Genomic DNA, 26,802 nt, shown 5'->3' with positions numbered 1-26,802 from the left:
AAGAAGTCGCTCACAGTGCGGCGATTACGTTTTGGTTACCTGTCGTTAGTAAGCGACAATGCCGGGTGGCCTAGAAGGGAGCCCAATGGCTGAGCTCGGCAATCTGGCAGGCACACGTGGCGCGGAGTGGATCGCCCGGCCACCGCACGAGGAACTGCAGCGCAAAGTACGTCCGCTGCTGCCCTCGGACGACCCGTTCTACCAGCCGCCACTGGGTTTTCAACACGCCGAGCCGGGCACGGTGCTGCGCTCGCGCGACGTCGAGCTGGCCTTTCTGGGTCTGATCCCCCAGCCCGTCAAGGCCGTCCAGCTGCTCTACCGGACGATGGACATGAACGGCGAGCCCGAGGCGTCGGCGACCACGATGATCGTCCCGGCCGAGCTGGCTCCAGAACGTCCCTGCCCGCTGCTGTCCTACCAGTGCGCGATCGACGCCGTGTCGTCCCGTTGCTTCCCGTCCTACGCGCTGCGGCGCCGGGCGAAGGCCCTCGGGGCGATCGGCCAGCTCGAACTCTTGCTGATCACTGCCGCCGTCGCCGAGGGCTGGGCCGTCTCGGTGCCCGACCACGAGGGGCTCCAGGGGCTGTGGGGCGCGCCGTACGAACCCGGCTATCGCGTCTTGGACGGCATCCGGGCCGCCCTGGGTTCGGAACGCCTCGGACTCTCCCCGTCGGCGCCGATCGGGCTGTGGGGGTACTCCGGTGGCGGGCTGGCCAGTGCCTGGGCGGCCGAAGTGTGCGCCGAGTACGCGCCCGAACTGGACATCGTCGGGGCGGTGCTGGGATCACCCGTCGGGGACCTGGGCAATACCTTCCGCAGGCTCAACGGCAGTTTCCTTTCGGGTCTGCCCGCGCTGGTCGTGGCCGCGCTCGCCCACATCTACCCCGAGCTGGACAGGGTGATCAAAGAACACAGCAACGAGGAGGGGCGCGCCCTGCTCGAGTCGCTGGAGAAGATGACCACCGTGGAGGCGGTCGTCCGGATGGCCGGCAAGAACATGGGCGACTACCTCGACGAGCCGCTCGAGAGCATCCTGTCGACGCCCGAGGTCACGCACGTCTTCGAGAACATCAAGCTGGGCGTGGCCGTGCCGACGCCGCCGGTGCTGATCGTGCAGGCCGTGCACGACTACCTCATCGACGTCAAAGACATCGACGTGCTCGCCGACGCCTATTCGGCCGGCGGCGCCAAGGTGACCTATCACCGCGACGCGTTCAACGAGCACATGCTGCTACACCCGCTGTCCGCTCCGATGACGTTGCGCTGGCTCACGGACCGGTTCGACCGCCGGCCGCTGACCGAGCACCTGATCCGGACCACCTGGCCGACGATGTTTCATCCGATGACATACGTCGGGATGGCCCGGCTGGGCAAGATCGCGGCCAAGGTCATCTTCGGCCGGAGGATTCACCGCCGTCCGCTATGACACGGCGGCTTCCGTGGCACCCCCGGCTCCCACCGGCAGCGAATCGGAAGACCGGTCGCCTGGCGGGAGGGCGCCGAGGTCGTCGCGGGCGTCGGCGGCCGCAAGCACCGCATAAACCAGCGCGGCGATAGCCGCGGGCCACAGCAGGGTCATCGCCACCTGCAGCGGATTGGCCGCGAAGAACACCGGGGGCGCCTGGATGACGTACGCCACCGACGGGCCCTTGGACAGCGGCACCGCGTCGAAGTTCAACGCGCCGTAGCTGATTCGGACCAGCGCCGCCCCGGTCGCCGTCGCGGCGGCGGCGAGGGTCAGCATGCCGGTCGACAGCGCGACGACCATCCCGGGCCCGCGGTGCTCGCGCCACTGCCACGCCAGCACCGGCGCCACCACCGCCACCACGGTCAGCAGGCCCAACATCAGGCATGGCGCGTCGAAGAAGTGATCCGACTCGTTGCCCAGGTAGTCGTGGACCCGTTCACCCGCCCGCGTGAGCGCCACCACGGCGTGGATCGGCGGGGCGATCCACGCCCACAGCCCACCGATCAACACACCGGCCAGCGCCGACCCCAGCCCCGCGATGGCCATGGCGCGTGCCCGCCACTTGCGCGTTGCGGGCGGTGGGGTTTGCACGTGCTCGGTCACCGCTGGGCCTCCAGGTCGACGGAGTCGACCTGACCGTGCCGCGAGCATTGGGCCCGCCAGCCGTCGGGGCGAACCTGCACCACCATCCGGCGTCCGCATTCCGCGCAGAACCGGGGCGGCTCCAGCCCCAACTGCGCCGCTGTCGGCACTGCGGTGCCTCCCAATTCCCCGGTGTAGACGTTGTAGACGCCGGCGCTGACCGGAGCGCCCAGATCCCGAACCACAGTCTCCAAGTTTCTTACAGGGTGGCGTTGAGCGCCTTGATCGGCATCTGCAGGTCGTCGAGCAGTTCGAGATCGGCTTCGGCCGGGCGGCCGAGCGTGGTCAGGTAGTTCCCGACGATCACGGCGTTGATGCCGCCCAGGATGCCCTTCTTGGCGCCCAGGTCGCCCAGGGTGATCTCGCGGCCCCCGGCGAACCGCAGCATCGCGCGCGGCAAGGCCAGGCGGAATGCGGCCACCGACTTCAGCGCCTCGGCCACCGGCAGCACCTCCAGGTCGCCGAACGGCGTGCCGGGCCGCGGGTTGAGGAAGTTCAACGGCACCTCGTCGGGCCCCAGCTCGGCCAGCTCGGCGGCGAACTCCGCGCGCTGCTCGAGGGTCTCGCCCATGCCGAGGATGCCGCCGCAGCACACCTCCATGCCGGCGTCGCGCACCATCGACAGGGTCTGCCAGCGCTCTTCCCAGGTGTGGGTGGTCACGACGTTGGTGAAGAACGAGCGGGCGGTCTCGAGGTTGTGGTTGTAGCGGTGCACACCCATCTCAGAGAGCTGCTCGACCTGCTCGGCCGTCAACATCCCCAGCGAGCAGGCGATGTTGATCTCGACCTCGTTGCGGATCGCCTCGATGCCGGCCGCGACCTGGGTCATCAACCGCTCGTCGGGCCCACGCACCGCGGCCACGATGCAAAACTCGGTGGCACCCGACTTGGCGGTCTGTTTGGCGGCCTCGACCAGGCTGGGAATGTCCAGCCGGGCGCTGCGCACCGGCGAGGCGAACAAGCCCGACTGCGAGCAGAAATGGCAATCCTCCGGGCAGCCGCCGGTTTTCAGGCTGATGATGCCCTCGACCTCGACCTCGGGTCCGCACCAGCGCATCCGCACCTCGTGGGCCAGGGCCAGCAGGTCGTCGAGCCGGTCGTCGGGCAGTTCCAGCACCTGCAGAACCCGCTCCCGGCCCAGTCCCTCGCCGCGCTCGAGCACCTGTTCGCGGGCGACCGCCAAGATGTCTGCGTCGTTGGCCCCGGTCGCCGGTCGGGTTGCCGCTTGAGTCACCAGTACTCCCCTGCATCATCGGTGGCCGCGCACGCGGCCTCCTGCCCCACGGTCGTGGCAGCTGCGAATAAAAGTGTTCAAAGTAGGGTAACGGCCGCAGTACATGCCATCCGCCGGGGTATCTCACCACCATGACCGATCCGCACGTCGCATATGTGGCCCACCACATGATCCTGCTTGCGATTCCGGCGTTCTTGCCGGCGATCATCGTCGTCGGCGTGATCCTCTACGTCGCGCTTAAGGACCGCCGCTCCGCCGGCGATCCGGAGGACGCCGGCCAGCGCGACAACGAAGATCAGTGATTGACCGGCCTTCGATTTGGGCATTCCGCTTCCTGCGAGCTGGATCACAGCTCGCGGGGTGGGACGGCGGTACTGGGAGGTTTTGACGATGTACTCGACGGAACTGACATTCCTTGCCGACGCGCCGGCGCGCGGCGCCGGGCTGGACCAGGTGATCGGGCTTTCGGTCGCCGCGGTGGTGATATCGGTGGTGCTGCTGTGGATCGGCCACGCGCACCGTACTCACCGCATCGAGTGGTTGACCCGGGTCGCCGACAAGCTGGGCGAGAAGTTCCACCGGCCCAGCTGGGTGGCCCTGCCGGTCCTGATCTTCACCACGTCGATCATCTGCGCGCTGTTCGGGTTCATCTGGGACGTCAGCTGGCACATCGGCAACGGCCGCGACCCCGGCCCGTTGGCCAACCCGGCGCACTACTTCATCATCATCGGCCTGTTCGGGGTGTTCCTCGGGGGCATGGTGTCGGTCGTGCTGCCGTTCGGCAAACCCGGCCCGGCGGCGGTGCGGATCACGCGTAACTGGTACGCACCGGTCGGCGGTGTGCTGATGGCCGGCTGCGGGTTGTACGCCATGATCGGGTTCCCGCTCGACGACATCTGGCACCGGATCTTCGGACAAGACGTAACGCTTTGGGGCCCAACCCATTTGATGATGATCGGCGGCGCCTGCTTCTCCCTGTTCGCGGTGCTGATGCTGGAGCACGAAGGCGAGTCGCAGCAGGCGTTGGAACAGGACACAGCGGCGGCACACGGCGCCTTCATCACGTTCCTGCGCTACCTGTCCTTCGGCGGGATGTTCATCGGCCTGTCGGTCTACCAGATCGAGTACGACTTCGGCGTCGAGCAGTTCCGGCTGGTGCTGCAGCCGATGATGATCGCCGCGGCCTCCGCGCTGGCCGCGGTCGCCGCCCGCATCGCCATGGGTCGCGGAGCCGCGATCATCGGGGCGTTGTTCGCCATCGCGCTGCGGGGTGGGGTCGCGCTGCTCGTCGGCCCCATCCTGGAGGCACCCATCAACTGGTTCCCCCTGTACCTCGGTCCGGCACTGGTGGTCGAGCTGGTCGCGCTGACCCCGCTGCTCAAGCGCCCCGTCGTCTTCGGCGCCGTCTCCGGCCTCGCCGTCGGGACCGTCGGGCTCTGGCTGGAGTCGCTATGGATCGGCTCGGTGTACCACTACCCGTGGCCGGCGAGCATGTGGGGCGAGGCGCTGGCGATGGCGGTGCCGGTGGCCGTGCTGACCGGGACCTGCGGGGCGCTCTTCGGCATGGTGCTCACCAGCCAGCGGCTCCCGGGCCGTGGTGTCGGCATCTCGGTGGTGGCGGCGGCCGTGTTGGTGATCGGCGGGGCAGTGGCCAACGGCCTGCATATCGTCGTGCCGCGACAAGACACCGCCACGATCGCGCTGACCGAGTTGCCCAGCCCTGCCGGGCAGCGCATGGTGTCGGCCGACGTGATGATCTCACCGCCCACGATGGTCAGCGACCACCCGGACTGGGTCACCATCCTGTCCTGGCAGGGGCGGATGGAGAACCATCGCGGCCTGGTGATCGACCGGCTCGACAAGGTGGGCCCGGGTCACTACCGGTCCACCCAACCGATCCCGGTGTGGGGATCCTGGAAGTCGCTGCTGCGGGTGCAGGACGGCTACACGATGACGGCGGTGCCCATCTACGAGCCGGCCGACGACGCCATCCCGGCGGCCGAGGTTCCCGCGCTTGCGTCGAGCACGCGGCCGTTCGTCCAAGAGGTCACGATCCTGCAGCGCGAGCGCGACCAGAACGCGCCCGCCTGGTTGTTCACCTCCGGCTCGATCGTGGTGCTGATCCTGACGCTGATGGTGATCGCCGGGCTGACGTGGGGCGCGGGCCGGATCAACAACGCCGAAAGCGTCCCCAAGCGGCCGGAGGAAGAAAAGCACACCGTGCCCGGGACGCCCAGGGCGGCGTAACCGATGACGATTCGTCGCACCCTGGCTACGGCGTGGGTGGCGGCGCTGGCGTGGGGCCTGATCGCCTGCGGCTCGTCCACGCAGTCCCAGGGCCCCTCCGGCGGCGCCGGCCCGGTCGTCGATGTCACCATCGCCCACGGGCAGGTCAGCCCGACCAACGCCGCCGTGCAGGCCAGGGTGCACCAGCCGATCACGCTCAAGGTGAGCAGTGACGTAACCGATGAGCTGCACGTGCACTCGACGCCCGACCACAAGTTCCAGGTGGCCGCCGCCCCCGACCAGACGTTCCAGTTCAGCGTCGACGTCCCCGGCAACGTCGAGGTGGAGCTGCACCACCTGGATCGCACGATCGCGACCGTCCAAGTCCAACCGTGAGCGCCGGTGGCGCGACCGTGGTGCTCGCGCATGGCCTCGGTGGTTCCGCCGACCTTTCGGTGCCGTACATGTACGCGATGGTCGGCGCGGCGTGGGCGCTGACCTTCACCTTCGCGCTGGTCGCGTTCGCGTGGCGGCGGCCGCGGTTTGATCCGCTCAAGCCAGGCCGCCAGCTGCCGGCGGCGGTGACCGCCGTGGTCGACGCCCGGGCGACGCGGTGGACGGCCGCCGCGCTGGCGCTGGTGTTCGCGGCGTGGGCAGTGGCGGCCGGGGTGTGGGGCCCGCGGTCGGAGACCAATGCGCTGCTCGGCGTGTTCTACGTGCTGCTGTGGGTCGGGTTGGTGGCGGTGTCGCTCGTGGTCGGGCCGGTCTGGCGCGTCCTCTCGCCGATGCGGACGGTCTACCTGCTGCTGCGGCGCGTCACGCCCGAGCGCCTGCACCGGGCGCGGCTGTCCTATCCCGAACGCTGGGGCTACCGCCCGGCCGCGCTGGGTCTGTTCGCGTTCGTCTGGATGGAATTGGCCAGCCCGAATCCGGCTTCGCTGCCGTGGGTGCGGGCGTGGCTGGGCGGCTATGCCGCGGCCATGCTGGTGGGCGCCTGGTTGTGTGGCCAGCGCTGGCTGGCCCGGGCCGACCCGTTCGGGGTGTACAGCATGGCGGTGTCCCGCCTGTCCCCGTTCCGCCGCAACCCGCCCAGCGGGCTGATCGTCGTCGGGAACCCGCTCGACCATTTGCCGTCGCTGCCCGTGCGGCCCGGCGTGGTCGTGCTGCTCGCGGTGCTGCTGGGATCCACGGCGTTCGACAGTTTCTCGTCGTCCCCAACGTGGCGCGGCTTCGCCGATGGGCTCTCCCGCGGCATCGGCCTGCCGCCGACGCTGTCGTCGTCGCTGCTGCGAAGCCTCGGGCTGATTGTCTTCATTTCTATTGTGGCCGTGACCTTTTCGCTCGCCGCGCGTGCGACGGGCGGCGTGGATCGGGAGCAACGCCGAGCCCTGCCCGGGCAGATGGCGCATTCCCTGATCCCGATCGTGGTGGGCTACGTCTTCGCCCACTACCTGACCTACCTCGTCGAGCGCGGACAGCAGGCCGTGTTCGCGCTGGCCGATCCGTTCGGCCGCGGGTGGAACCTGCTGGGGCTGGCGCACCAGCAGGTCGCCTACCTGCTGTCCACCCACCCGCCGGTGCTGGCCGGGATCAAGGTGACCTGCGTGGTGACCGGCCACATCCTCGCGGTGATCGCAGCCCACGACAAGGCGCTGCGGCTGCTGCCGAGCGGCCACCAGCTCACCGGCCAGCTGACGATGATGCTGGTCATGGTCGGCTACACGTTCACCGGCTTGTACCTGCTGTTCGGCGGCTAGCGGATCAGGTAGTCGACCTTCTTCTCGCCGTTCCAGTGGCGCAGGCCGGCGAAGCCGCCCTCGACGACCGCGGGCCGCCCCGCGATGCGCAGCGCCCGGCTCAGCGCCGGTCCCCCGACGTGGCGGGCCAGCGTGACATGCGGCGTCCACTGGCCGGGCAGGCTGGTGGGGGCCGGCGCGGGGGTCAGATGCTCGCCGCACAGCCGGTGCACCTCCGCGTGGAAATCCAGCAACCCCGTCGTTGGCACGATGAGCCGGGCCAGGATCGCATTGGACCGCCCGAGCAGCAATGACGCGCCGACGGTGCAGGCCAGCGGCAGCCGCTCGGTCAGCGGCCGCAACGCCGCGTCGGCTTCCCCGGTGATGCGGTCGGCCACCGCGAGCGTGACGTGCGGCCGCCCGGCCGGCGCCTGGCTGGGAATCCCGGCGGCGGCCAGCGCATCCCAGAGCCCACGGATCGTCGCCTCGGCGTCGGGGTCGAAGAAGAGCTCGATGGAATGCACCATCAGCGGACCAGCGCGGTTACCCAGTCGCGGTCGAACGCCGCCGCGCTGATCGCCGCGAATTGCGCGGCGTCCAGCGATCCGGCCCCCGCCGGCAGCACAGCCCGTACCGGACCCAGCCGGTCCAGGGCGGAGCGATTCGACGTCTCCACCGGCCCGGGGTTTGCCGGCCAGCTGCCGATGACCAGCCCGGCGCACGGAACGTTATGCGCGGCAAGCGATTCCAGGGTGAGCGCGGTGTGGTTGAGGGTGCCCAGTTCCGCGGTGACCGCGACCAGCGCCGCGGCACCCAGCTCGACGGCCAGATCGCGCAGGGTGACGCCGGCGTCGGCGAGCTCGACGAGCAGCCCGCCGGCCCCTTCGACCAGCGTCAGCCGCCCCGGGCGGTCCAGGCCGACGATGAGCCGCAGCACCTGGTCGCCGGTGGGCAGCGCCGCGCCGCCCTGCTCGGCGGCGGCGGCCGGCGCCAAGGGTTGGGGGTAGCGGGCCAGCCCGGCCAGCTCGGTCGCGCCGGACAGCCGGGCGACCTCGGCCAGGTCGTCGTCACCCGAGTCGGTACCGGTCTGGACCGGTTTGCACACCGCCACGTCGATGCCGGCCTGCCGGGCGTGACAGGCCAGCGCCGCGGTGACGACGGTCTTGCCGACCCCGGTGCCCGTGCCCGTGACGACCAGGACGGTCAAGGGCGCGTCACAGCAAGCACGTCGGTGAGCACCCGCCGGGCGATCTCGAGTTCGCCCGCGTCCAGCGACGCGCGCGCGGTCAGCCGCAGCCGTGACGTCCCGGCGGGCACGGTCGGGGGCCGGAAGCAGCCCACCTTCACGCCGGCGTCCAGGCAGGCGGTCGCGGCGGCCAGGGCGACTTCCGGGTCGCCCAGGATCACCGACACCACCGCCGACTGCGGGACTTCGGGGACGTCACACACCTCGGCCAGGATGCGGGCATGCCGCAGCACCGCCTCGGGTCGCCACGGTTCGGCCCGCAGCACGTTCAGGGCGGCCCGCGCGGCACCGACCGCCGCGGGCGCCAGGCCGGTGTCGAAGATGAACGTCCGCGCCGCATCGATCAGGTGCGCCCGCACCGCCGCCGGTCCGAGCACGACGCCGCCCTGACTGCCGAGCGCCTTGGACAGCGTCGTGGTCATCACCACGTCGGGGGCGCCCGCCAGGCCGAGCTCGTGCAGCAGCCCGCGCCCGCCGCCGCGCACGCCCAGGCCGTGGGCCTCGTCGACGATCAGCAGCGCGCGGTGGCGGCGACAGACCTCGTGCAGTTCCCGCAGCGGCGCCAGGGCGCCGTCGGCGCTGAACACCGACTCGGTGATGACGACGGCGCGCTCCTCGTCGCGCGAGGCCAGGGCCGCCTCCACCGCGTCGACGTCACGGTGTCCAGTCACTGCCACGCGGGACCGCGACAGCCGGCACGCGTCGACCAGGGATGCGTGCGACAGGGCGTCGGACACCAGCAACGAACCCGGGCCCGAGAGGCCGACGACGGCGCCCAGGTTGGCCGCGTAACCCGAGGAGAACAGCAGGCCCGCGGTGGCGCCGACGTACTCGGCGAGTTCGGACTCGAACTGCTGGTGCAGCTCGGTGTCACCGGTGACCAGGCGGGAACCGGTGGCCCCGGCGCCCCACATGCGCAGCGCCGCAACGCCGCCCTCGATCACGTCGGGGTGCTGCGAGAGCCCGAGGTAGTCGTTGGACGCCAGATCCAGCTCGGTGGCGACCGCCGGCCGCGGGCGCAACGAACGACGCAGCCCGGCCTCGCGGCGCTGTCGCTCCACCGCCTCCAGCCAGGCCAGCGGTGACGTCTCGATCGGTGTCCTCATCGGGGATCAGCCTACGAGGCGCGCGACCTCGACCATCGCCGAGGTGATCTGGGCGATCTCGCCGTCCGAGCAGATGTAGGGCGGCATCGCGTAGACGAGGTTGCGGAACGGGCGCAGCCAGACGCCGCGATCCATCGCCGCCGGGGTGGCGATGGCCAGGTCGACCGGACGGGTGCACTCGATGACGCCGATCGCGCCGCACACCCGCACGTCGGTCACGCCGGGCAGGGCCCGGGCGGGTTCCAGTCCGGCCGCCAGCCCACCGGCGATCGCGCCGACCCGCGCGCGCCAGTCCTGGTCGAGCAGCAGCTCGACGCTGGCCACCGACACCGCGCACGCCAGCGGGTTGGCCATGAAGGTGGGACCGTGCATCAGCGCGCCGGCCTCGCCGGCGCTGATGGTGTGTGCGATGTCGGTGGTGCACAGCGTGGCCGCTAGGGTGACATACCCGCCGGTCAACGCCTTGCCGACGCACATGATGTCCGGGCTCACCCCGGCGTGGTCGGCCGCGAACAGCGCGCCGGTGCGCCCGAAGCCGGTGGCGATCTCGTCGAAGATCAGCAGCACGTCGTGCCGTCGGCACAACTCGCGCAGGTCGCGCAGGTAGCGGGGGTCGTGGAAGCGCATCCCGCCCGCGCCCTGCACCACGGGCTCGACGATGACGGCCGCCAGCTCGCCGGTGTGCTGCGCGAGTTGCTGTTCGAACGCCTCGCTGTAGGCGGGGTCGTAGTCGCGCGGCACCTGCGGGGCGAACACCTGGCGGGCCAGGACGTCAGTCCACAGCGAGTGCATGCCGCCCTCGGGGTCGCAGACGCTCATCGGCGTGAAGGTGTCCCCGTGGTAGCCGCCGCGCCACGTCATCAGCCGGTGCTTGCCGGGCCGCCCGCGGCTGCGCCAGTACTGCAGCGCCATCTTGACGGCGACCTCGACCGACACCGAGCCGGAGTCGCTGAAGAAAACGGTGTCCAAACCCGCCGGGGTGATGTCCACCAGCAGCTGCGCCAGCCGTGCGGCCGGTTCGTGGGTGAGCCCGCCGAACATGACGTGGTTCATCACGCCCAGCTGCGCGGTCAGCGCCGCGTCCAGCGTCGGGTGGCCGTGCCCGTGGATCGCGGTCCACCAGGAGCTCATCGCGTCGAGCGCCTCGAACGGCTTGCCGTCACGGATCAGCGTCAGCCAGGCGCCCCGGGCGGCGACCGCCACCACCGGCGCGACGGCCTCGCTGCCGATGGTGCTGTACGGGTGCCATAGATGCGCAGCGTCGATCGCGCTGATCTGCTCGGGCGTCAACCCGGCCCTCGCCGCAGGCATAGTGATCGAGGGTAAAGCAGCCGAGTCGCACAAAGGCCGCCCATCGGGGAGCATGGGACCCGATGGCTACGCCGCATCCGCCCGGTACCCCCGCCGCGGGCCCCTATCCGACCGCGGGCACCAATTCCCCGCTGGTCGATTACGACGACGAAGCGCCACGGATCATCCGGGTGCGGCTGGCCGCGTGGGACGTCACCTGCACCGTCGCGCTGTTGACCGTGCTCATCGTCCTTGCCACCGCGACGACGTGGCCGACCCGCCTCTTCGGCTTCCTCGAGCACGTCTGCGCCGACGAGACATGCGGGCCGGTCCCCTTCGGGGTCGACTACTACATCCGCCCGGTGGTGTGGGGCGGGATCGGTGCGGCGATCGCCGCCGCCTTCCTCGGCCCCATCGTCTCCATGCTGAAGGGCTGGTACATGTCCTTCTGGCCGGTGCTGGCCCTCACCCTGATCATGGTCAGCTCCGTCGCGGGCGCCCTCCTGACCACATTCAGCGAACGCTATTGGATGTAGGCGCGCCGCCGCCGCATTTCGGCCCCCGCGCGCCGCGGGCGTCCGACTGAGACCGAAATCACAACTGCGCATACGGGATTGGGCCGCCCAGTCACCGTCCGGTCACGTTACGACAAATAATCCCGCCGGGACCTGGCGGCTAACACCATTTGTTGTCAGAGTGGCTGCAGTGACTGATGTGAAAAGTAGGGGCCTGCCCCGGTGTTCACATCCGCAAGTGACATGCAGTGGCGTCGGTCCCAACGTGGAGGTCGTCGTCCAGGGCATGGATCGACGGCGGACGCGTGTAGTCACCGCGCTGAGGCCACGGAGCCCTGAGAGGCCAAGAAAAATGAAACGCATCTACGCCTTCGCGATCGGTTTGGCGATGCTTGCGGCCCCGGTGGTCGCTCCGGGGATCGCGTCCGCTGACCCGGGCACCCGGCCGATGGACTACCAGCAGGCCACCGACGTGGTGATCGCGCGCGGGCTGTCGCAGCGCGGCGTGCCCTTTTCCTGGGCCGGTGGCGGCATCAATGGGCCCACCCGCGGCACGGGGACGGGCATCAACACCGTCGGATTCGACGCCTCGGGCCTGATGCAGTACGCCTACGCGGGCGCGGGCATCAAGCTGCCGCGGTCGTCCGGGGCGATGTACAAGGTCGGCGAGAAGGTGCTGCCGCAGCAAGCGCACAAGGGCGACCTGATCTTCTACGGCCCCGAAGGCACCCAGAGCGTCGCGATGTACCTGGGTAACAACCAGATGCTCGAGGTGGGCGACGTCGTCCAGGTTTCCCCGGTGCGCGCCAACGGAATGGCTCCCTATCTGGTCCGAGTCCTCGGGGTCCAGTCGGCGCCGGTCCAGCAGCTGCCGCAGCAGGTGCCGACGCAGGCACCGACGCAGCAAGCGCCGACCCAGCAGGCTCCGTTGCAGCAGCCTCCGGTGCAGCAGCTGCCCGCGCAACAGGCCCCGACGCAGCAGGCCCCGTTGCAGCAAGCGCCGCTGCAGCAGCAGTCCGCGCAGGCGCCGTTGCAACCAGCGCCGCTGCAGCAACTGCCGGCGCAACAGGCCCCGCTGCAGCGGGCCCCGGTGCAGCTGCCGACGCAGCAAGTACCGCCGCAACAGGCTCCGGTGCAGCTGCTGCCGCCCCAGCAATCGCCGTTCCTGCCGCCGGCCGCCGGCACCGCCCGGTAATTTCCCGGCGCTTTCCGGGACTTCCGAACGCCGCCACCTGCTCCTAAACGGGAGCGGGTGGCGGTTTTCGGTAAATTAGCGGTCAATCATGTCGACCCTGTCCCCGCCTTCCCCACCGGTCGCGACCGCGGAACCGGTCGCGAAGGCAGCGCGTAATGCGGGGTTCTATCGCTACGACCTCGACGGCCTACGCGGCATCGCGATCGCGCTGGTCGCCGTGTTCCACATCTGGTTCGGCCGGGTCTCCGGCGGAGTCGACGTGTTCTTGGCGCTGTCCGGATTCTTCTTCGGCGGCAAGATCATTCGCGCGGCCCTGAATCCGGCCGTCACCCTGTCCCCGGTAGCGGAGGTGATCCGGCTCGTCCGCCGCCTGGTCCCCGCTCTGGTCGTCGTGCTGGCCGGATGCGCGGTGCTGACCATCCTGGTGCAACCGGAGACCCGCTGGGAGACCTTCGCCGACCAGAGCCTCGCCAGCCTGGGCTACTACCAGAACTGGGAGCTGGCCAACACCGCGTCGGACTACCTGCGCGCGGGCGAAGCGGTCAGCCCGCTGCAGCACATCTGGTCCATGTCGGTGCAGGGGCAGTTCTACGTCGGCTTCCTGCTGTTGATCGCCGGATGCGCCTACCTGTTCCGACGCCCGTTGGGCGCCCACCTGCGCACCCTCTTCCTGACGCTGCTGACGGCGCTGACGGTGGCCTCCTTCGTCTACGCCATCGTGGCGCATCAGGGCGATCAGGCGGCCGCCTATTACAACAGCTTCGCGCGCGGCTGGGAGTTGTTGCTCGGCGCGCTGGTCGGCGCGCTGGTTCCGTCCATCCGCTGGCCGATGTGGTTGCGAACGGTGGTGGCCACGGTCGCGCTGGCCGCGATCGTGTCCTGTGGTGCCCTGATCGACGGCGTGACGGAGTTCCCCGGCCCGTGGGCCTTGGTGCCTGTCGGGGCCACCATGCTGATGATCCTGGCGGGCGCCAACCTGCAGGGCGACCGCGCCGACAATGACCGGCTGCCGCTGCCGAATCGCCTGCTGGCGACCGGACCGCTGGTCGCGTTGGGCGCGATGGCGTATTCGCTCTACCTGTGGCACTGGCCGCTGCTGATCTTCTGGCTGTCCTTCACCGGGCACCGGCACGCCAACTTCGTCGAAGGCACTTCGGTGCTGCTGGTGTCGGGGCTGCTGGCGTACCTGACCACCCGGCTCGTCGAGGATCCCCTGCGCTACCGCACCGCCGGGGGATCACCGGCGCCGGCACCGGCGTGGCTGGCGCGCCTGCCCAGGCCCACGATGGCGCTGGGAACGGCGATCGTGCTGCTCGGCGTGACGCTGACCGCGACGTCGTTCACGTGGCGCCAGCACGTCACGGTCCTGCGGTCCGCGGGCAAGGAGCTCAGCGTGCTCAACCCGCAGGACTATCCGGGGGCACGCGCCCTGACCGAACGCGTGCGGGTGCCGGCGTTGCCGATGCGGCCGAACGTGCTGGAGGTCAAGGAAGACCTGCCGGCTTCCACCCGCGACGGTTGCATCAGCGATTTCGTCAATCCGGCGGTGGTGGTTTGCACCTACGGTGACGTGGCCGCCGACCGCACGATCGCGCTGGCGGGTGGCTCCCACGCCGAACACTGGCTGCCCGCGCTGAGCCTGCTCGGCACCACGCATCACTTCAAGGTGGTGACGTATCTCAAGATGGGCTGCCCGTTGTCCACCGAGGAAGTCCCGTTGATCATGGGCAACAACGCCACCTACCCGCAGTGCCGGGAGTGGGTGGAACAGACGATGGCCAAGGTCATCGCCGACCGTCCCGACTACGTGTTCACCACGACGACCCGGCCGTGGAACATCAAGCCCGGCGACGTGATGCCGGCGACCTACATCGGAATCTGGCAGAGGTTCTCCGACAACAACATTCCGATCCTCGGCATCCGAGACACCCCATGGTTGGTGAAGAACGGCCAGCCGTTCGACCCGGCGGATTGCCTGGCCAAGAAGGGCGGCAGCCCCCAGTCGTGCGCGATCAAGCGTTCCGACGCGTTGTCCGACCGCAATCAGACCCTCGACTTCGTCACACAGTTCCCGCTGCTGAAGGTGCTCGACATGTCCGACGCGATCTGCCGTACCGACGTGTGCCGCCCGGTCGAGGGAAACGTTCTGATCTACCACGGCGCCCATCACCTCACCCCCACTTACGTGCGGACCATGGCAGGCGAATTGGGCCGCCAGATCGCGGCCAATACCGGTTGGTGGTGACGCGCCCCGCGCCGCCGAGCGCGGATAAGGTCAGATGGTGCCGACCGACAATCACGCTTCAGAAGCAGGCGTAGCCAATCAACAGCCGAAACTGGCCACCGTGTGGCCGGGGAACCCGTATCCGCTGGGTGCTTCCTATGACGGCGCGGGGACCAACTTCTCGTTGTTCTCCGAGATTGCCGAGAGGGTCGAGTTGTGTCTGATCGACGACGCCGGCGCGGAGTCGCGGATTCCCCTCGATGAGGTCGACGGCTTTGTCTGGCATGCCTATCTGCCGAACATCACCCCGGGCCAGCGCTACGGCTTCCGGGTGTACGGGCCGTTCGATCCGGCGGCCGGCCACCGTTGCGACCCGAGCAAGCTTCTGCTCGACCCGTACGGGAAGGCCTTCCACGGCGACTTCAGCTTCGGCCAGGCGCTGTTCTCCTACGACATGAAGGCCGTCGACCCCGACGGCCCCAATGCCGATGACGCCGACCCCGGGACTCCCCCGATGGTCGACTCGCTGGGCCACACCATGACCAGCGTGGTGAGCAATCCCTTCTTCGACTGGGGCTCGGACCGGGCGCCGCTCACCCCGTACCACGAGACGGTGATCTACGAGGCCCACGTGAAGGGGATGACCCAGACCCACCCGGGCATCCCCGAGCAGCTGCGCGGGACCTACGCCGGCCTGGCCCACCCGGTGGTCATCGATTACCTCAAGTCGCTCAATATCACCGCCCTGGAGCTGATGCCGGTGCACCAGTTCATGCACGACTCGCGGCTGCTGGACCTGGGCTTGCGAAACTACTGGGGCTACAACACTTTCGGCTTTTTCGCGCCGCACAACCAGTACGCGGCCAATCGCAACGCCAGCGTCGCCGAGTTCAAATCCATGGTGCGCAGCCTGCACGAGGCCAACATCGAGGTCATCCTCGACGTGGTGTACAACCACACCGCCGAAGGCAATCATCTGGGGCCGACCATCAACTTCCGTGGCATCGACAACGCCGCGTACTACCGGCTCGTCGACACGGACCTGCGGTTGTACAAGGACTACACCGGCACCGGCAACAGCCTCAACCCGCGCCACCCGCACGTGCTGCAGCTGATCATGGACTCGCTGCGCTACTGGGTGACCGAGATGCACGTCGACGGGTTCCGCTTCGACCTGGCCGCCACGCTCGCCCGCGAGCTGCACGACGTCGATCGATTGAGCGCGTTCTTCGATCTGGTGCAGCAGGATCCGATCGTCAGCCAGGTCAAATTGATCGCCGAGCCATGGGACGTCGGCGAGGGTGGCTATCAGGTTGGAAATTTCCCGGGTTTGTGGACGGAGTGGAACGGGAAGTATCGCGATACTGTGCGTGACTACTGGCGGGGCGAGCCCGCAACCCTGGGCGAGTTCGCGTCCCGGCTGACCGGGTCGTCGGACCTGTATGAGGCGACCGGCCGACGCCCCAGCGCCAGCATCAACTTCGTCACCGCGCACGACGGGTTCACGCTCAACGACTTGGTCTCCTACAACGAAAAACACAACCTGGCCAACGGCGAAGACAACCGGGACGGCGAAAGCCACAACCGCTCGTGGAACTGCGGCGTCGAGGGACCGACCGACGACCCGGAGATCATGACGCTGCGCGGCCGCCAGATGCGCAACTTCTGGGCGACCCTGATGCTCAGCCAGGGCACGCCGATGATCGCGCATGGGGACGAGCTGGGCCGCACCCAGCACGGGAACAACAACGTCTACTGCCAGGACTCCGAATTGTCCTGGATGGATTGGTCATTGGTCGACAAGAATTCGGACCTGCTGACATTCGTGCGCAAAGTCACGTCGCTGCGCAAGAACCACTCGGTGTTCCGCCGGCGCCGGTTCTTCGAAGGTGAGCCGATCCGCAGCGGCGACGAAGTGCGCGATATCGCCTGGCTGAATCCGAGTAGCCGCGAGATGACGCATGAGGACTGGGGCGAAAGCATTCACAAATGTGTGGCGGTGTTCCTCAACGGCGACGCCATCACCGCGCCGAACGGCCGCGGTGAGCGGGTGGTGGACGACTCGTTCCTGTTGTGCTTCAACGCCGGCGAGGACCCGGTCGAGTTCGTGATGCCGAACAACGACTATGCCCAGGAGTGGATCGTGGAACTGGACACCAACCATCCGGCGGGTGACGCCGACCAGCTGGTGAATGCCAAAGAGAAGGTCTCGCTGCCCGGACGTTCGCTGCTGGTGCTGCGTAAGACCATGTGACGCATGGCTTTTCCCATACTGTCGACCTACCGGCTGCAGCTGCGCGGTGAGGCCAGCGGGTTCGCTTTCACCTTCGCCGACGCGGAGAACCTGCTGGACTACCTGGACGAACTCGGGGTGTCGCACCTCTACCTGTCCCCGATCATGACAGCGGCCACCGGGTCGAACCACGGCTACGACGTCACCGACCCGACGACGGTCTCCCCCGAGCTCGGCGGCCGCGACGGGCTGGCGCGGCTGTCGGCGGCGGCGCGGGAGCGCGGCATCGGCCTGATCGTCGACATCGTGCCCAACCACGTGGGGATCGACCAGCCCCAACAGAACGCGTGGTGGTGGGACGTCTTGCGGCACGGCCGTTCCTCGGACTACGCAACATATTTCGACATCGACTGGGACCTCGACGAGGACGGCCGCATCGTGCTGCCCATCTTGGGTTCCGACGACGACGCCGCCGACCTGAAGGTCGACGGGGAGCTGCTGCGGTTGGGCGACCTGGCGCTACCCATCGCGCCCGGTACCGCCGAGGGCAGCGGGCCGGAGGTGCACGACCGCCAGCATTACCGGCTGGTGGGCTGGCGCAACGGTGTGTGCGGCTACCGGCGTTTCTTCTCGATCACCTCACTTGCCGGGCTGCGCCAGGAAGATCGTGCCGTGTTCGACGCCACCCACGCCGAGGTCGCCCGGTGGGCCGCCGAGGGACTCGTCGACGGCGTGCGCATCGACCACCCCGACGGATTGTCCGACCCCTGCGGCTACTTGGCGTGGCTGCGCGAATCGGTTGGCCCGCAAACCTGGATCGTGATCGAGAAGATCCTCGCGGTCGACGAGGCGCTGGAACCCACTTTGCCCATCGGCGGCACCACCGGCTACGACGTGCTGCGGGAGATCGGCGGGGTCTTCGTCGACCCGAATGGTGCACCCACGCTCACCGAACTCGCCGAGTCGGCGGGATTCGACTACGGGGCAACGCCGCAGATGCTGGCGGAACTCAAGATCCGCGCGGCCACCGACACGCTGGCGAGTGAACTGTGCCGGCTGTGCCGCAGCATCGTGGCGGCGGCCGGCGCCGATCACCCGCAGTTGCCCGAAGCGGTGGCCGCGTTGCTCACCCACATCGGCGTCTACCGCTGCGACTACCCGGGCCTCTCGGCGATAATGCCCACCGCACTGGCCGAAACACAGTCACAGTCACCGGAATTGGGCCCCGCCCTGCAGGTGATCGCCGCGGCGCTGGCTCGGGGCGGCGAGCCGGTCACCCGGCTGCAGCAGCTTTGCGGCGCGGTCACCGCCAAATCCGTTGAGGACTGCTACTTCTACCGCGACCCCCGGCTGGTGTCACTCAACGAGGTGGGTGGCGAACCTCATCGCTTCGGTGTCGGCGCGGCGGAATTCCATCACAGCGCCGCCGCCCGCGCCCGCTTGTGGCCGCAGACGATGACGACACTGACCACCCACGACACCAAACGCGGCGAGGACGTGCGGGCCCGGATCGGGGTGCTGTCGCAGGTCCCGTCGCTGTGGGCCGAGTTCGTCGCCCGCTGGGAGATCAACGCACCCTCCCCCGACCCGGCGACCGGACAGTTCCTGTGGCAGAACATCTTCGGGGTCTGGCCGGTCAGTGGCGAGGTCAGCGCCGAGCTGCGCGACCGGCTGCACGGCTACGCCGAAAAGGCCATCCGCGAAGCGGCCTGGCATACCTCGTGGAACGATCCCGACGCCGGGTTCGAGGACGCGGTACACCGGTGGCTGGATACCGTGTTCGATGGCCCGGTGGCCGGCCAGCTGACCAAGTTGGTCAGCCAGCTCAACCCGCACGCCGCCAGCGACGCGCTGGGCCAGAAGCTGCTCGCGCTGACCGTGCCCGGGATACCGGACGTCTACCAGGGCACCGAACTGTGGGACGACAGCCTGGTGGACCCGGACAACCGCAGGCCGGTCGACTACGCCGCCCGGCGCGCCGCGCTGAAGGCGTTGGAACATCCCAAAATTCGGGTCGTCACGACGGCACTTCGGGTGCGTCGCTCCCATCCGGACAGCTTCCTGCGTGGTGACTACGTTCCCGTGCTCGCCAGCGGCGATGCCGGCGATCACGTGCTGGCGTTTCGCCGGGGCGGCGATATCGTCGTCGCGGTGACCCGCTGGACCGTGCGGCTGACCGAAACCGGCTGGGGCAACACCGTGCTGGCGCTGCCGGAGGGCACCTGGAAAGACGCGCTCACCGGTACCGTCGCGGACGGACCGACCTCGGCGGCCCAACTGTTCGCCGAGCTGCCCGTCGTGCTGCTGGAGCGCCACCGTGACTGAATTCCGGGTCTGGGCACCCAAACCGGAGCTGGTCCGGCTCGACGTCGAGGGCCAGGTGCACGCGATGACGCGCTCGGATGACGGCTGGTGGCACGCGACCGTCGGCGCGGCGCCGGACGCCCGCTACGGGTTCTTGCTCGACGACGATCCCACCGTGCTGCCCGACCCGCGTTCGCCCCGGCAGCCCGACGGCGTGCACGCCCGCTCGCAGCTGTGGGACCCGGCTGGCGCTGATTGGACCGACGGCGACTGGGAGGGCCGGCCGGTCGAGGGCGCGGTGATCTACGAGATGCACTTGGGCACCTTCACCGGTGCCGGCACCTTCGACTCCGCCATCGAGAAGCTGGACTACCTGGTGGATCTCGGGGTCGACTTCGTCGAGCTGATGCCGGTGAATTCCTTTGCCGGAACACACGGCTGGGGATACGACGGGGTGCTGTGGTACAGCGTGCACGAGCCCTACGGCGGCCCCGACGGCCTGGTCCGGTTCGTCGACGCCTGCCACGCGCGGGGCCTGGGCGTGCTGATCGACGCGGTGTTCAACCACCTCGGCCCGTCGGGCAACTACCTACCGAAGTTCGGCCCCTACCTGTCGTCGGCGAGCAACCCGTGGGGCGAAGGCATCAACATCGCCGACGCCGACTCCGACGAGGTGCGCCGCTACATCATCGGGTGCGCGCTGCGCTGGATGCGCGACTTCCACGCCGACGGCCTGCGCCTGGACGCCGTCCATGCCCTGGTGGACACCACCGCCATCCACATCCTCGAGGAGCTCGCGACCGAAACGGATTGGCTGTCAGAGCGGTTGGGCCGTCCGTTGTCGCTGATCGCCGAGAGCGATCTCAACGACCCACGCCTGATCACCCCGCGCGACCGGGGCGGCTACGGGCTGACGGCGCAATGGGCCGACGACATCCACCACGCCATCCACAGCGCGGTGTCCGGCGAGCGCCAGGGCTACTACGCGGACTTCGGTTCGTTGGCCGCCCTGGCTCAGACGCTGCGCCACGGCTATTTCCACGCCGCCACCTATTCGTCGTTCCGGCACCGCCGCCACGGGCGGCCGTTGGACACCACGGAGAAGTCCGGGATCCCCGGCACCCGACTGGTCGCTTACGCCTGCACCCATGACCAGGTCGGCAACCGGGCTCTCGGTGACCGCCCGTCGCAAAACCTGTCCGGCGGCCAGCTGGCGATCAAGGCCGCGCTTGCGCTCGCGACGCCGTTCACCGCAATGCTTTTCATGGGTGAGGAGTATGCGGCGTCGACTCCGTTCCAGTTCTTCAGCTCGCATCCTGAGCCGGAGCTGGCCACGGCGACCGCCGAAGGGCGCAAGGCCGAGTTCGCCGAACACGGCTGGGATGCCGGCGATATCCCCGACCCGCAGGACCCGCAGACGTTCCAGCGATCGAAACTCGATTGGGACGAGGTCGATTCCGGCGAGCACGGCCGAGTGCACCGGCTCTACCGCGACCTGATCGCGTTGCGGCACGGCGACCCGGACCTGGCCGACCCCTGGCTGGAGCACCTCACGGTTGACTACGACGAGGAGCAACGCTGGATCAGCGTGTCGCGCGGCCGGTTGCGCATCGTGTGCAACCTCGGCGCCGAGGCGGTGAAGGTGCCCGTCGCCGGTGACGTGGTGCTGGCCTGGGGCCATCCCGCGGTCGATGCCGCGAGCACCGTGCTGGAAGGCCAGTCGTTCGCCATCCTGGCGGTGCGCGAGCAGCCGTAAACTCACGCCACAACACGGCGTGTCACGGCATTTTGCGTCTGCTCGCCGAGGCTGTGGATAGCGGTGAGCGGCCGGGCGCGCGACCGCCGATGATTCGGCCATGAATCAATCCGCATTCGGCCGGTTCATCGGCTTGCTGAGGAAGAAGCAGCCGGCGCCGGCTCGCCTTGTCGTGGTCAACGAGACGCCGCCGGAACGCAGCGTGGAGCTGTTGTGGACGGGTCCGGGCCTGGGAAGCCTTAGCGGCGAAGGGCTTTGACGCTCGCCTAGACGCTGGGGCGGCCCGCGCTGTGCACCGCCTCGGCGATCGCATCGGCCAGGGGGTCGATTTCGTCGCCGGCCAGGTCCGCGATGGTGACGCGGATGCCCGCCGGCGTGCGGATCCGGTACCGCGTGCCCGGCGCCGCGGCCCAGCCCGCGCGCAGCAGCCGGGTGATCGCGACCGTCTCGTCGGGCACGGGGATCCATACGTTGAGCCCGGAACGTGCGTGCGCGGCGATCGCGCGCTCGGCCAAGGCGGCGGATAGCCGACGGCGGGTGTCGGCGTATTGCCGCTCGGCCGTGGCGACAAGGCGCGCAGCCGCCGGGTCCGACCAGAGGCTGACCGCCAGATCCTGCAGCAGGTGGCTCACCCAGCCCGGCCCGAGCCGCAGGCGGCCATGCACGCGCTCGATGGTGCGACGGTCGCCCGCGAGGACGGCCACGCGCAGGTCGGGGCCGTAAGCCTTGGACGCAGACCGCACGAACGCCCAATGCTCGGTCACGCCGGCCAAGGTGTGCAACGGCGCACCGGAAATGCCCGCGCAGTGATCGTCTTCGACGAGCAGCAGATCGCCGGCCCGGTGCGCCAACAGTTGCCGTAGTTCGTCGGCGCGATCAGCGGATAGCGCTGCGCCCATAGGGTTTTGGGCGCGATTGGTGATGATGAGCCCGCGCGCCCCACGGTCCAGTGCCCGCGCCAGGCTGGCGGGCAGTGGCCCGTCGTCGTCGACCTGAACGGGCTCGGCCGAAAGGCCCAGGGCGGCGAGCAGATCGAGCAGGTTGGCCCACCCCGGGTCCTCGACGGCGACCCGGTCGCCGGGACGCAGGTGCGCGGTCAGGACGCGCTCGATGCCATCGAGCGCACCGCTCGTCAGCGCGAGGTGATCGGCGGGGACGCCGTCGGCGGATAGCGCCGCGCGGGCGAACTCGACCAATGCCGGCGACATGGCCGGCTGCCCGTACAACACCGGGCGGCCCGCAACAGGACCGGGCAGCGTGGCGCCCGCGAGGGGCAGTAGGGCGGGGTCCGGATTGCCGGTCGACAGGTCGCGAACACCGGCGGGGACGTCGAGCCCGAGGAGGGATCGGGGTGTGGTCGCCGGCCGGTGCCGCACCCGGGTGCCGCGCCGGCCTGCGGTCTCCACGGCCCCGCGATGCCGCAGCAGGCGGTAGGCCGCGGCGGCGGTGTTGGCGTTCACGCCGAGCTGGGTGGCCAACTCGCGGACGGACGGCAGCGCATCACCGGGCGTCAGGGAACCGGCCGAAATGGCCTCTTCGATGCTGGCGGCTATGGACTCCGCGCCCGTCCCGGTTATGCTGCTTTGTACTGGCACGCTGACAATTATGTACTAGCACAAAGGTAAAAGCCATGCAGACCGGATATGAGCCGACGCAGCGTACGACGCCCACGCGCTACCGGGAGCGCGCGCACTACGACCGCCAGACCGTCCACCAGATCCTCGATGAGTCGCTGATCTGCCACCTGGGCTACCTCAACGCCGGCCGGCCGGTGGTTTTGCCGACCACGCACGCCCGCCTCGGCGAGACTCTGTACCTGCACGGGTCCACGGGCGGCGGTCCCCTGCTCGCGGCCTGCGCGGCGTCATCGGGCCTGCCCGTGTGCGTCACCGTCACCCTGGTCGACGGGCTGGTGCTGGCGCGCTCCGCCATGCACCATTCGGTGAACTTCCGCTCCGTGGTCGTGCTCGGCGCGGCGCGCGTCGTCGACGACGCGGCCGAAAAACTGCGGGCGCTGGCCGGCCTGCTCGATCACATCGCGCCCGGGCGCGCCGCTGACTGCCGAACCCCGAACCCGCGCGAGCTGGCTGCGACCGGGGTACTCGCGCTCGACCTCGTGGAGGTGTCGGCCAAGGTGCGCACCGGCGGGCCGGTGGACGATCCGGAGGATTGCGCGCTGCCGCACTGGGCCGGCGTGGTGCCGCTGAGCGTGGCGGCCGGGGCGCCGATTCCGGCCGGCGATCTGGATCCCGGCACTCCGGTGCCGCCGTACCTAAGGAAGCGCCGACCCTGAGCTGCGGGGTGCACGCCGGGTGTTGTCCCACCAGGTTCCGACGAGCATGACGGTGCCGGCCCAGGCCATGCCCAGCATCCAGCCGGCGAGCACATCGCTGACGTAATGGACTCCCAGATAGACACGCGAGAACCCGATCAGGAACGCCGAGCCGATCGCGATGGTCCATACCATCACGCGCCCGGTCCACCAGGGGATCAGCCAGCGGGTCAGCATCCACGCAGCGACGACCATGATCGCGACGGTGCCGGTTGCGTGTCCGGAGGGAAACGAATACCCGTCCGCGTCGATGAGGGCGAACGGCAGCGGCGGGCGTTTTCGACCTACCAAGGCTTTGGCGGCGAAGAGCATCAACGAAACCCCACCGCCACCAACCAGAGCAAGCACCACGGGCCGCCATGACCTGCACCGGCAACCGGCAGCAACGGAGATCGGGAAGGCGAGCGCAGCCAGAAAAAGGGGCCCGCCCGCGAGAGTGACCGCCCGCAGGGTGGTGGTCAGCCACAGATCACGGTGGGCCGCCAGCCACCGAGTCACCGGTTGGTCGATTCCGGCGATGCCGTCGCCCTCGAGCACGTCGTCGAGCACTTCGGTAAAGCCGACCGCCAGCGCCACTACCACGGCTAGCCCGAGAAGCAATGCGACACCGGCGACCTCGCTCGCGGCCCACCGACGGGCCAGCGACCGCCCCCTGTCGCCGATCCGGTCACTCACCCATGTCAGCGTTTTGCCGATCACGGCGGAGTTGGACAACCTCTCCCCGAGCCTCCGTAACGGAGGTACGCGCCGAGCAGCCCAAATCGCCGCCCACGCAAGCAGCACGAGCGAACCTATAAGGCCGGCGCTGACCAGGCCGAAACCGCCAGTACCGGGTCCATACTGCTGGTCCATGTACCGCGGCCCGGGGTTTAAAGCAGCAGGTAGCGGTAGGCCGGTGAGCCGGGCTCGAGGCGTTCGACGTGCATCTCCGTCGCCCGCATCCGCGCCAGCAGGCCGTCCAGGTCGGCCGACGACGCCAACTGGATGCCCACCAGCGCCTCGCCGGTCTCGCGGTTGTTGCGCTTGATGTACTCGAACAACGTGATGTCGTCGTCGGGCCCGAGCACCTCGTCGAGGAAACGGCGCAACGCGCCGGGCTCCTGCGGGAAGTCCACCAGGAAGTAGTGCTTGAGGCCGAGGTGGACCAGCGAGCGCTCCAGCACCTCGCCGTAACGCGACACGTCGTTGTTGCCGCCCGAGATGAGGCACACCACGGTGGAGCCGGGCTCGATGTCAGCCTCCAGCAGCCCGGCGATCGACAGCGCGCCCGCGGGCTCGGCGATGATGCCCTCGTTCTGATAGAGGTCCAGCATCGCGGTGCACACCGCTCCCTCGTCGATCGCGGTGATCGACACCATGTCACCGGCGGCCGCCAGTGCGGCATACGTCAGCGTCCCCGCGCGCCGCACCGCGGCGCCGTCGACGAACTGGTCGACGTGGTCGAGCGTCACCGGCTCACCGGCGGCCAGCGCGGCCATCATCGCCGCGGCCCCGGCCGGTTCAACGCCCAGCACCGACGTGTTCGTCGTCCGCTCGGCCAGGTAGGTGGTGATGCCGGCGATGCAGCCGCCACCGCCCACGGGGACCACCACCAGGTCCGGTTCCCCAACGCCAAGCTTGTCCAGTTGATCCAGTAGCTCGACGGCGATGGTGCCCTGACCGGCGATGGTGCGCAGGTCGTCATACGGGGGCACCAGCGTGGCGCCGGTGCGTTCGACGTCGGCCAACGCGGCCTCGGCGGCCAGGTCATAGGTCCTTCCGCCCACGATCAGGTCGATGAACTCACCGCCGTGGTAGCGGATTCGGTCCCGCTTTTGCTGGGGAGTCTTGGCGGGCACATAGACGCGGCCGTGCACCCCCAGCGTCCGGCACGCATAGGCGAAACCCTGCGCGTGATTGCCCGCCGACGAACACACCACCCCCGCGGCCAGCTCCTCGTCGGACAGCTGCACCAGCAGGTTGTAGGCCCCACGCAGCTTGTAGGAGCGCACGACCTGCAGGTCTTCGCGCTTGAGGTAGACCTGCGCGCCGGTGATCGCCGACAACCGGTCGCTGTACTGCAGCGGGGTCGGCGTGACCACCGCGGCGATCCGCTTGGCCGCGCTGTCGATGTCAGCCGCGCACAGCGGCGAGACGCTCGGGCTCTGGCTCAATTCGGCGGACACTGATCAATGGTGCCATGCCAGCCGACCAACCCCGGAATTCAGCCGACCGGGGTCAGCACGAACACCGGGATCTGCCGGTCCGTCTTGGTCTGGTATCCGGCGTAGTCCGGCCAGGCCTCGACGGCGCGCTCCCACCAGGCCGCCTTCTCGTCGCCGAACACCTCGCGAGCGTCGTATTCGCGGGTGGTGCCGCCGTCCTGCAGCTCGACGCGGGGGTTCTTGACGACGTTGTGGTACCAGACGGGGTGCTTCGGAGCCCCGCCGAGTGAGGCGACGATCGCGTACTCGCCGTCGTGCTCGACCCGCATCAGCGGGGTCTTGCGAAGCTTGCCGGTCTTGGCCCCGACCGTCGTCAGCAGGATGATGGGTTTCCCCTTCATGTCCGTGGCCTCGGTCCCGCCCGACTGCTCGTACTTCTCGGCCTGCTCGCGGGACCAATCCCATGGGCTCGGCGCGTATTCCCCTGAAAGTGGCATGCCACCAACTCTATGCGGCGGGCCCCGAGGGCGCCGGACCCGTCAGATAGCGCGCGAGCACCGGACGCACCCATTCGGTGAGCGTCGCGTCGTCCATCTCGGCCAGCGCCGGCACCCCGACGACGTAGCGGGCCATCGCGATTCCCAGCACCTGTGAACCCACCAGCGCGGCCCGCTCGACGGCGCGGTCGGGAGTGACGATGGCCAGCGCCGGCGCCACCTGCTCGACGAAAACCGAAAGCAGCGTGTCGGCGGCCGTGCGATTCGTCGCGGCCGCCCGCAGCAGCGGCAGGAACGAGCCGTGCGGATCCCATACCTGGACGAACAGCGGCACCAGCACGTCCGCGAGGCGCTCGGGGTCGACACCGGAGAGATCGGGAAAACTGACCTCGAGCCGCGACACGGCGGCGAACAGGTCCGCCTTGCTGCCGAAATAGTGCATGACGAGCGCGGGGTCCACGCCGGCCTCCGAGGCGATCGAGCGAATGGTGGTCCGCTCGAAGCCTTGGGTAGAGAACTGGGCGCGCGCGGCGCGCAGGATCGTGGCGCGGGTGACCTTCCCGTCGCGGGCTTTCGCGGGCATCACCGGATTGTATTCAACAACTGTTGACACGGCCAGGGGCCGGACCTACCGTTGAGTTCAACAGTTGTTGA

24 protein-coding genes and 1 pseudogene are annotated in these 26,802 nt (G+C 69.2%); 13 read left to right on the top strand and 12 right to left on the bottom strand.

What is annotated here, in order from left to right; translation table 11 throughout:
* The first annotated feature begins 85 nt into the window (after nucleotides 1-85).
* Nucleotides 86-1,426, top strand: a complete 1,341-nt coding sequence (locus AWC17_RS20600) for a lipase family protein (protein ID WP_046185486.1) — start codon at nucleotides 86-88, stop codon at nucleotides 1,424-1,426.
* Here AWC17_RS20600 and AWC17_RS20595 read toward each other — a convergent pair.
* From AWC17_RS20595 to bioB, 3 genes are read right to left on the bottom strand one after another with little or no spacing between them, the layout of a single operon-like run.
* Nucleotides 1,421-2,071, bottom strand: a complete 651-nt coding sequence (locus AWC17_RS20595) for a DUF2567 domain-containing protein (RefSeq protein ID WP_046185485.1) — start codon at nucleotides 2,069-2,071, stop codon at nucleotides 1,421-1,423. The two genes, AWC17_RS20600 and AWC17_RS20595, sit on opposite strands and share 6 nt — an antisense overlap.
* Nucleotides 2,068-2,295 carry a biotin synthase auxiliary protein BsaP gene (gene bsaP, locus AWC17_RS20590; RefSeq protein ID WP_046185489.1) on the bottom strand — a complete coding sequence of 76 codons (228 nt, stop codon included), beginning with the start codon at nucleotides 2,293-2,295 and terminating at the stop codon, nucleotides 2,068-2,070. The genes AWC17_RS20595 and bsaP overlap by 4 nt, the downstream gene beginning before the upstream one ends.
* Nucleotides 2,296-2,309: 14 nt before the next feature.
* A complete protein-coding gene (gene bioB / locus AWC17_RS20585) occupies nucleotides 2,310-3,344 on the bottom strand; it encodes a biotin synthase BioB (protein ID WP_046185484.1) in 1,035 nt (344 codons plus the stop codon).
* 131 nt (nucleotides 3,345-3,475) lie between these two features.
* Here bioB and AWC17_RS32800 point away from each other — a divergent pair, with 131 nt between their 5' ends.
* The 4 genes from AWC17_RS32800 to AWC17_RS20570 all read left to right on the top strand — a co-directional run bounded on the left by AWC17_RS32800 (nucleotide 3,476) and on the right by AWC17_RS20570 (nucleotide 7,327).
* Entirely contained in the window at nucleotides 3,476-3,646 is a 171-nt protein-coding gene (locus tag AWC17_RS32800; RefSeq protein ID WP_167385608.1) for a hypothetical protein, read from the top strand.
* 88 nt (nucleotides 3,647-3,734) lie between these two features.
* Nucleotides 3,735-5,591, top strand: a complete 1,857-nt coding sequence (locus tag AWC17_RS20580; protein ID WP_046185483.1) for a hypothetical protein — start codon at nucleotides 3,735-3,737, stop codon at nucleotides 5,589-5,591.
* A gap of 3 nt (nucleotides 5,592-5,594) precedes the next feature.
* Nucleotides 5,595-5,966 (top strand): hypothetical protein, encoded by a 372-nt coding sequence (locus AWC17_RS20575; protein WP_046185482.1) that lies wholly within the window; start codon nucleotides 5,595-5,597, stop codon nucleotides 5,964-5,966.
* Nucleotides 5,967-6,034: 68 nt separating this feature from the next.
* Nucleotides 6,035-7,327 (top strand): hypothetical protein, encoded by a 1,293-nt coding sequence (locus tag AWC17_RS20570; protein ID WP_276038578.1) that lies wholly within the window; start codon nucleotides 6,035-6,037, stop codon nucleotides 7,325-7,327.
* Here AWC17_RS20570 and AWC17_RS20565 read toward each other — a convergent pair.
* From AWC17_RS20565 to AWC17_RS20550, 4 genes are read right to left on the bottom strand one after another with little or no spacing between them, the layout of a single operon-like run.
* Nucleotides 7,324-7,833: a 2'-5' RNA ligase family protein gene (locus AWC17_RS20565; RefSeq protein ID WP_046187196.1), complete on the bottom strand. Its 510-nt coding sequence runs from the start codon at nucleotides 7,831-7,833 to the stop codon at nucleotides 7,324-7,326. The genes AWC17_RS20570 and AWC17_RS20565 overlap by 4 nt on opposite strands.
* Entirely contained in the window at nucleotides 7,833-8,513 is a 681-nt protein-coding gene (bioD, locus tag AWC17_RS20560) for a dethiobiotin synthase (RefSeq protein ID WP_047322966.1), read from the bottom strand. The genes AWC17_RS20565 and bioD overlap by 1 nt, the downstream gene beginning before the upstream one ends.
* Nucleotides 8,510-9,658, bottom strand: coding sequence for an 8-amino-7-oxononanoate synthase (locus AWC17_RS20555; RefSeq protein ID WP_046186749.1), 1,149 nt, complete (start codon nucleotides 9,656-9,658; stop codon nucleotides 8,510-8,512). The genes bioD and AWC17_RS20555 overlap by 4 nt, the downstream gene beginning before the upstream one ends.
* Nucleotides 9,659-9,664: 6 nt before the next feature.
* On the bottom strand, nucleotides 9,665-10,969 hold the full coding sequence (locus tag AWC17_RS20550; protein ID WP_046186748.1) for an adenosylmethionine--8-amino-7-oxononanoate transaminase: 1,305 nt from the start codon (nucleotides 10,967-10,969) through the stop codon (nucleotides 9,665-9,667).
* Nucleotides 10,970-11,031: 62 nt separating this feature from the next.
* On the opposite strand from AWC17_RS20550, the gene AWC17_RS20545 reads away from it, so the two are divergent.
* The 7 genes and pseudogenes from AWC17_RS20545 (at nucleotide 11,032) to AWC17_RS32795 (ending at nucleotide 21,434) form a co-directional block, all read left to right on the top strand.
* Complete coding sequence (locus AWC17_RS20545) at nucleotides 11,032-11,484, top strand: hypothetical protein (protein ID WP_046186747.1); 453 nt, start codon at nucleotides 11,032-11,034, stop codon at nucleotides 11,482-11,484.
* A 331-nt stretch (nucleotides 11,485-11,815) separates the two neighbouring features.
* Nucleotides 11,816-12,472: pseudogene (ripD, locus tag AWC17_RS20540) on the top strand (NlpC/P60 family peptidoglycan-binding protein RipD); the annotation flags it as partial.
* A gap of 274 nt (nucleotides 12,473-12,746) precedes the next feature.
* Nucleotides 12,747-14,903 (top strand): acyltransferase family protein, encoded by a 2,157-nt coding sequence (locus AWC17_RS20535; protein ID WP_046185613.1) that lies wholly within the window; start codon nucleotides 12,747-12,749, stop codon nucleotides 14,901-14,903.
* Nucleotides 14,904-14,937: 34 nt separating this feature from the next.
* Nucleotides 14,938-17,136, top strand: a complete 2,199-nt coding sequence (glgX, locus tag AWC17_RS20530) for a glycogen debranching protein GlgX (protein ID WP_046185612.1) — start codon at nucleotides 14,938-14,940, stop codon at nucleotides 17,134-17,136.
* 3 nt (nucleotides 17,137-17,139) lie between these two features.
* Nucleotides 17,140-19,440, top strand: a complete 2,301-nt coding sequence (gene treY, locus AWC17_RS20525; RefSeq protein ID WP_046185611.1) for a malto-oligosyltrehalose synthase — start codon at nucleotides 17,140-17,142, stop codon at nucleotides 19,438-19,440.
* A complete protein-coding gene (gene treZ, locus AWC17_RS20520) occupies nucleotides 19,433-21,175 on the top strand; it encodes a malto-oligosyltrehalose trehalohydrolase (RefSeq protein ID WP_046185610.1) in 1,743 nt (580 codons plus the stop codon). Before treY ends, treZ begins: the two co-directional genes overlap by 8 nt.
* A gap of 100 nt (nucleotides 21,176-21,275) precedes the next feature.
* On the top strand, nucleotides 21,276-21,434 hold the full coding sequence (locus tag AWC17_RS32795) for a hypothetical protein (protein WP_156174187.1): 159 nt from the start codon (nucleotides 21,276-21,278) through the stop codon (nucleotides 21,432-21,434).
* A 7-nt stretch (nucleotides 21,435-21,441) separates the two neighbouring features.
* On the opposite strand, the gene AWC17_RS20515 is transcribed toward AWC17_RS32795, so the two are convergent.
* The gene (locus tag AWC17_RS20515) at nucleotides 21,442-22,770 is read right to left on the bottom strand and encodes an aminotransferase class I/II-fold pyridoxal phosphate-dependent enzyme (RefSeq protein WP_085165039.1); all 1,329 of its coding nucleotides are present in this window, start codon (nucleotides 22,768-22,770) and stop codon (nucleotides 21,442-21,444) included.
* 35 nt (nucleotides 22,771-22,805) lie between these two features.
* Here AWC17_RS20515 and AWC17_RS20510 point away from each other — a divergent pair, with 35 nt between their 5' ends.
* Nucleotides 22,806-23,468 carry a pyridoxamine 5'-phosphate oxidase family protein gene (locus AWC17_RS20510; protein WP_046183853.1) on the top strand — a complete coding sequence of 221 codons (663 nt, stop codon included), beginning with the start codon at nucleotides 22,806-22,808 and terminating at the stop codon, nucleotides 23,466-23,468.
* Here AWC17_RS20510 and AWC17_RS20505 read toward each other — a convergent pair.
* From AWC17_RS20505 to AWC17_RS20490, 4 genes are read right to left on the bottom strand one after another with little or no spacing between them, the layout of a single operon-like run.
* Nucleotides 23,448-24,359, bottom strand: coding sequence for a phosphatase PAP2 family protein (locus AWC17_RS20505; protein WP_046183852.1), 912 nt, complete (start codon nucleotides 24,357-24,359; stop codon nucleotides 23,448-23,450). The genes AWC17_RS20510 and AWC17_RS20505 overlap by 21 nt on opposite strands.
* A gap of 17 nt (nucleotides 24,360-24,376) precedes the next feature.
* Nucleotides 24,377-25,672, bottom strand: a complete 1,296-nt coding sequence (ilvA, locus tag AWC17_RS20500) for a threonine ammonia-lyase (protein WP_046183851.1) — start codon at nucleotides 25,670-25,672, stop codon at nucleotides 24,377-24,379.
* A 38-nt stretch (nucleotides 25,673-25,710) separates the two neighbouring features.
* Nucleotides 25,711-26,148, bottom strand: coding sequence for a nitroreductase family deazaflavin-dependent oxidoreductase (locus tag AWC17_RS20495; RefSeq protein WP_046183850.1), 438 nt, complete (start codon nucleotides 26,146-26,148; stop codon nucleotides 25,711-25,713).
* A gap of 10 nt (nucleotides 26,149-26,158) precedes the next feature.
* On the bottom strand, nucleotides 26,159-26,731 hold the full coding sequence (locus AWC17_RS20490; protein WP_046183849.1) for a TetR/AcrR family transcriptional regulator: 573 nt from the start codon (nucleotides 26,729-26,731) through the stop codon (nucleotides 26,159-26,161).
* Between the last annotated feature and the right edge of the window lie 71 nt (nucleotides 26,732-26,802).

Source organism: Mycobacterium nebraskense, assembly GCF_002102255.1.
In the GTDB taxonomy this organism is placed as follows: domain Bacteria; phylum Actinomycetota; class Actinomycetes; order Mycobacteriales; family Mycobacteriaceae; genus Mycobacterium; species Mycobacterium nebraskense.
This window is presented reverse-complemented; position numbering and strand designations above follow the sequence as displayed.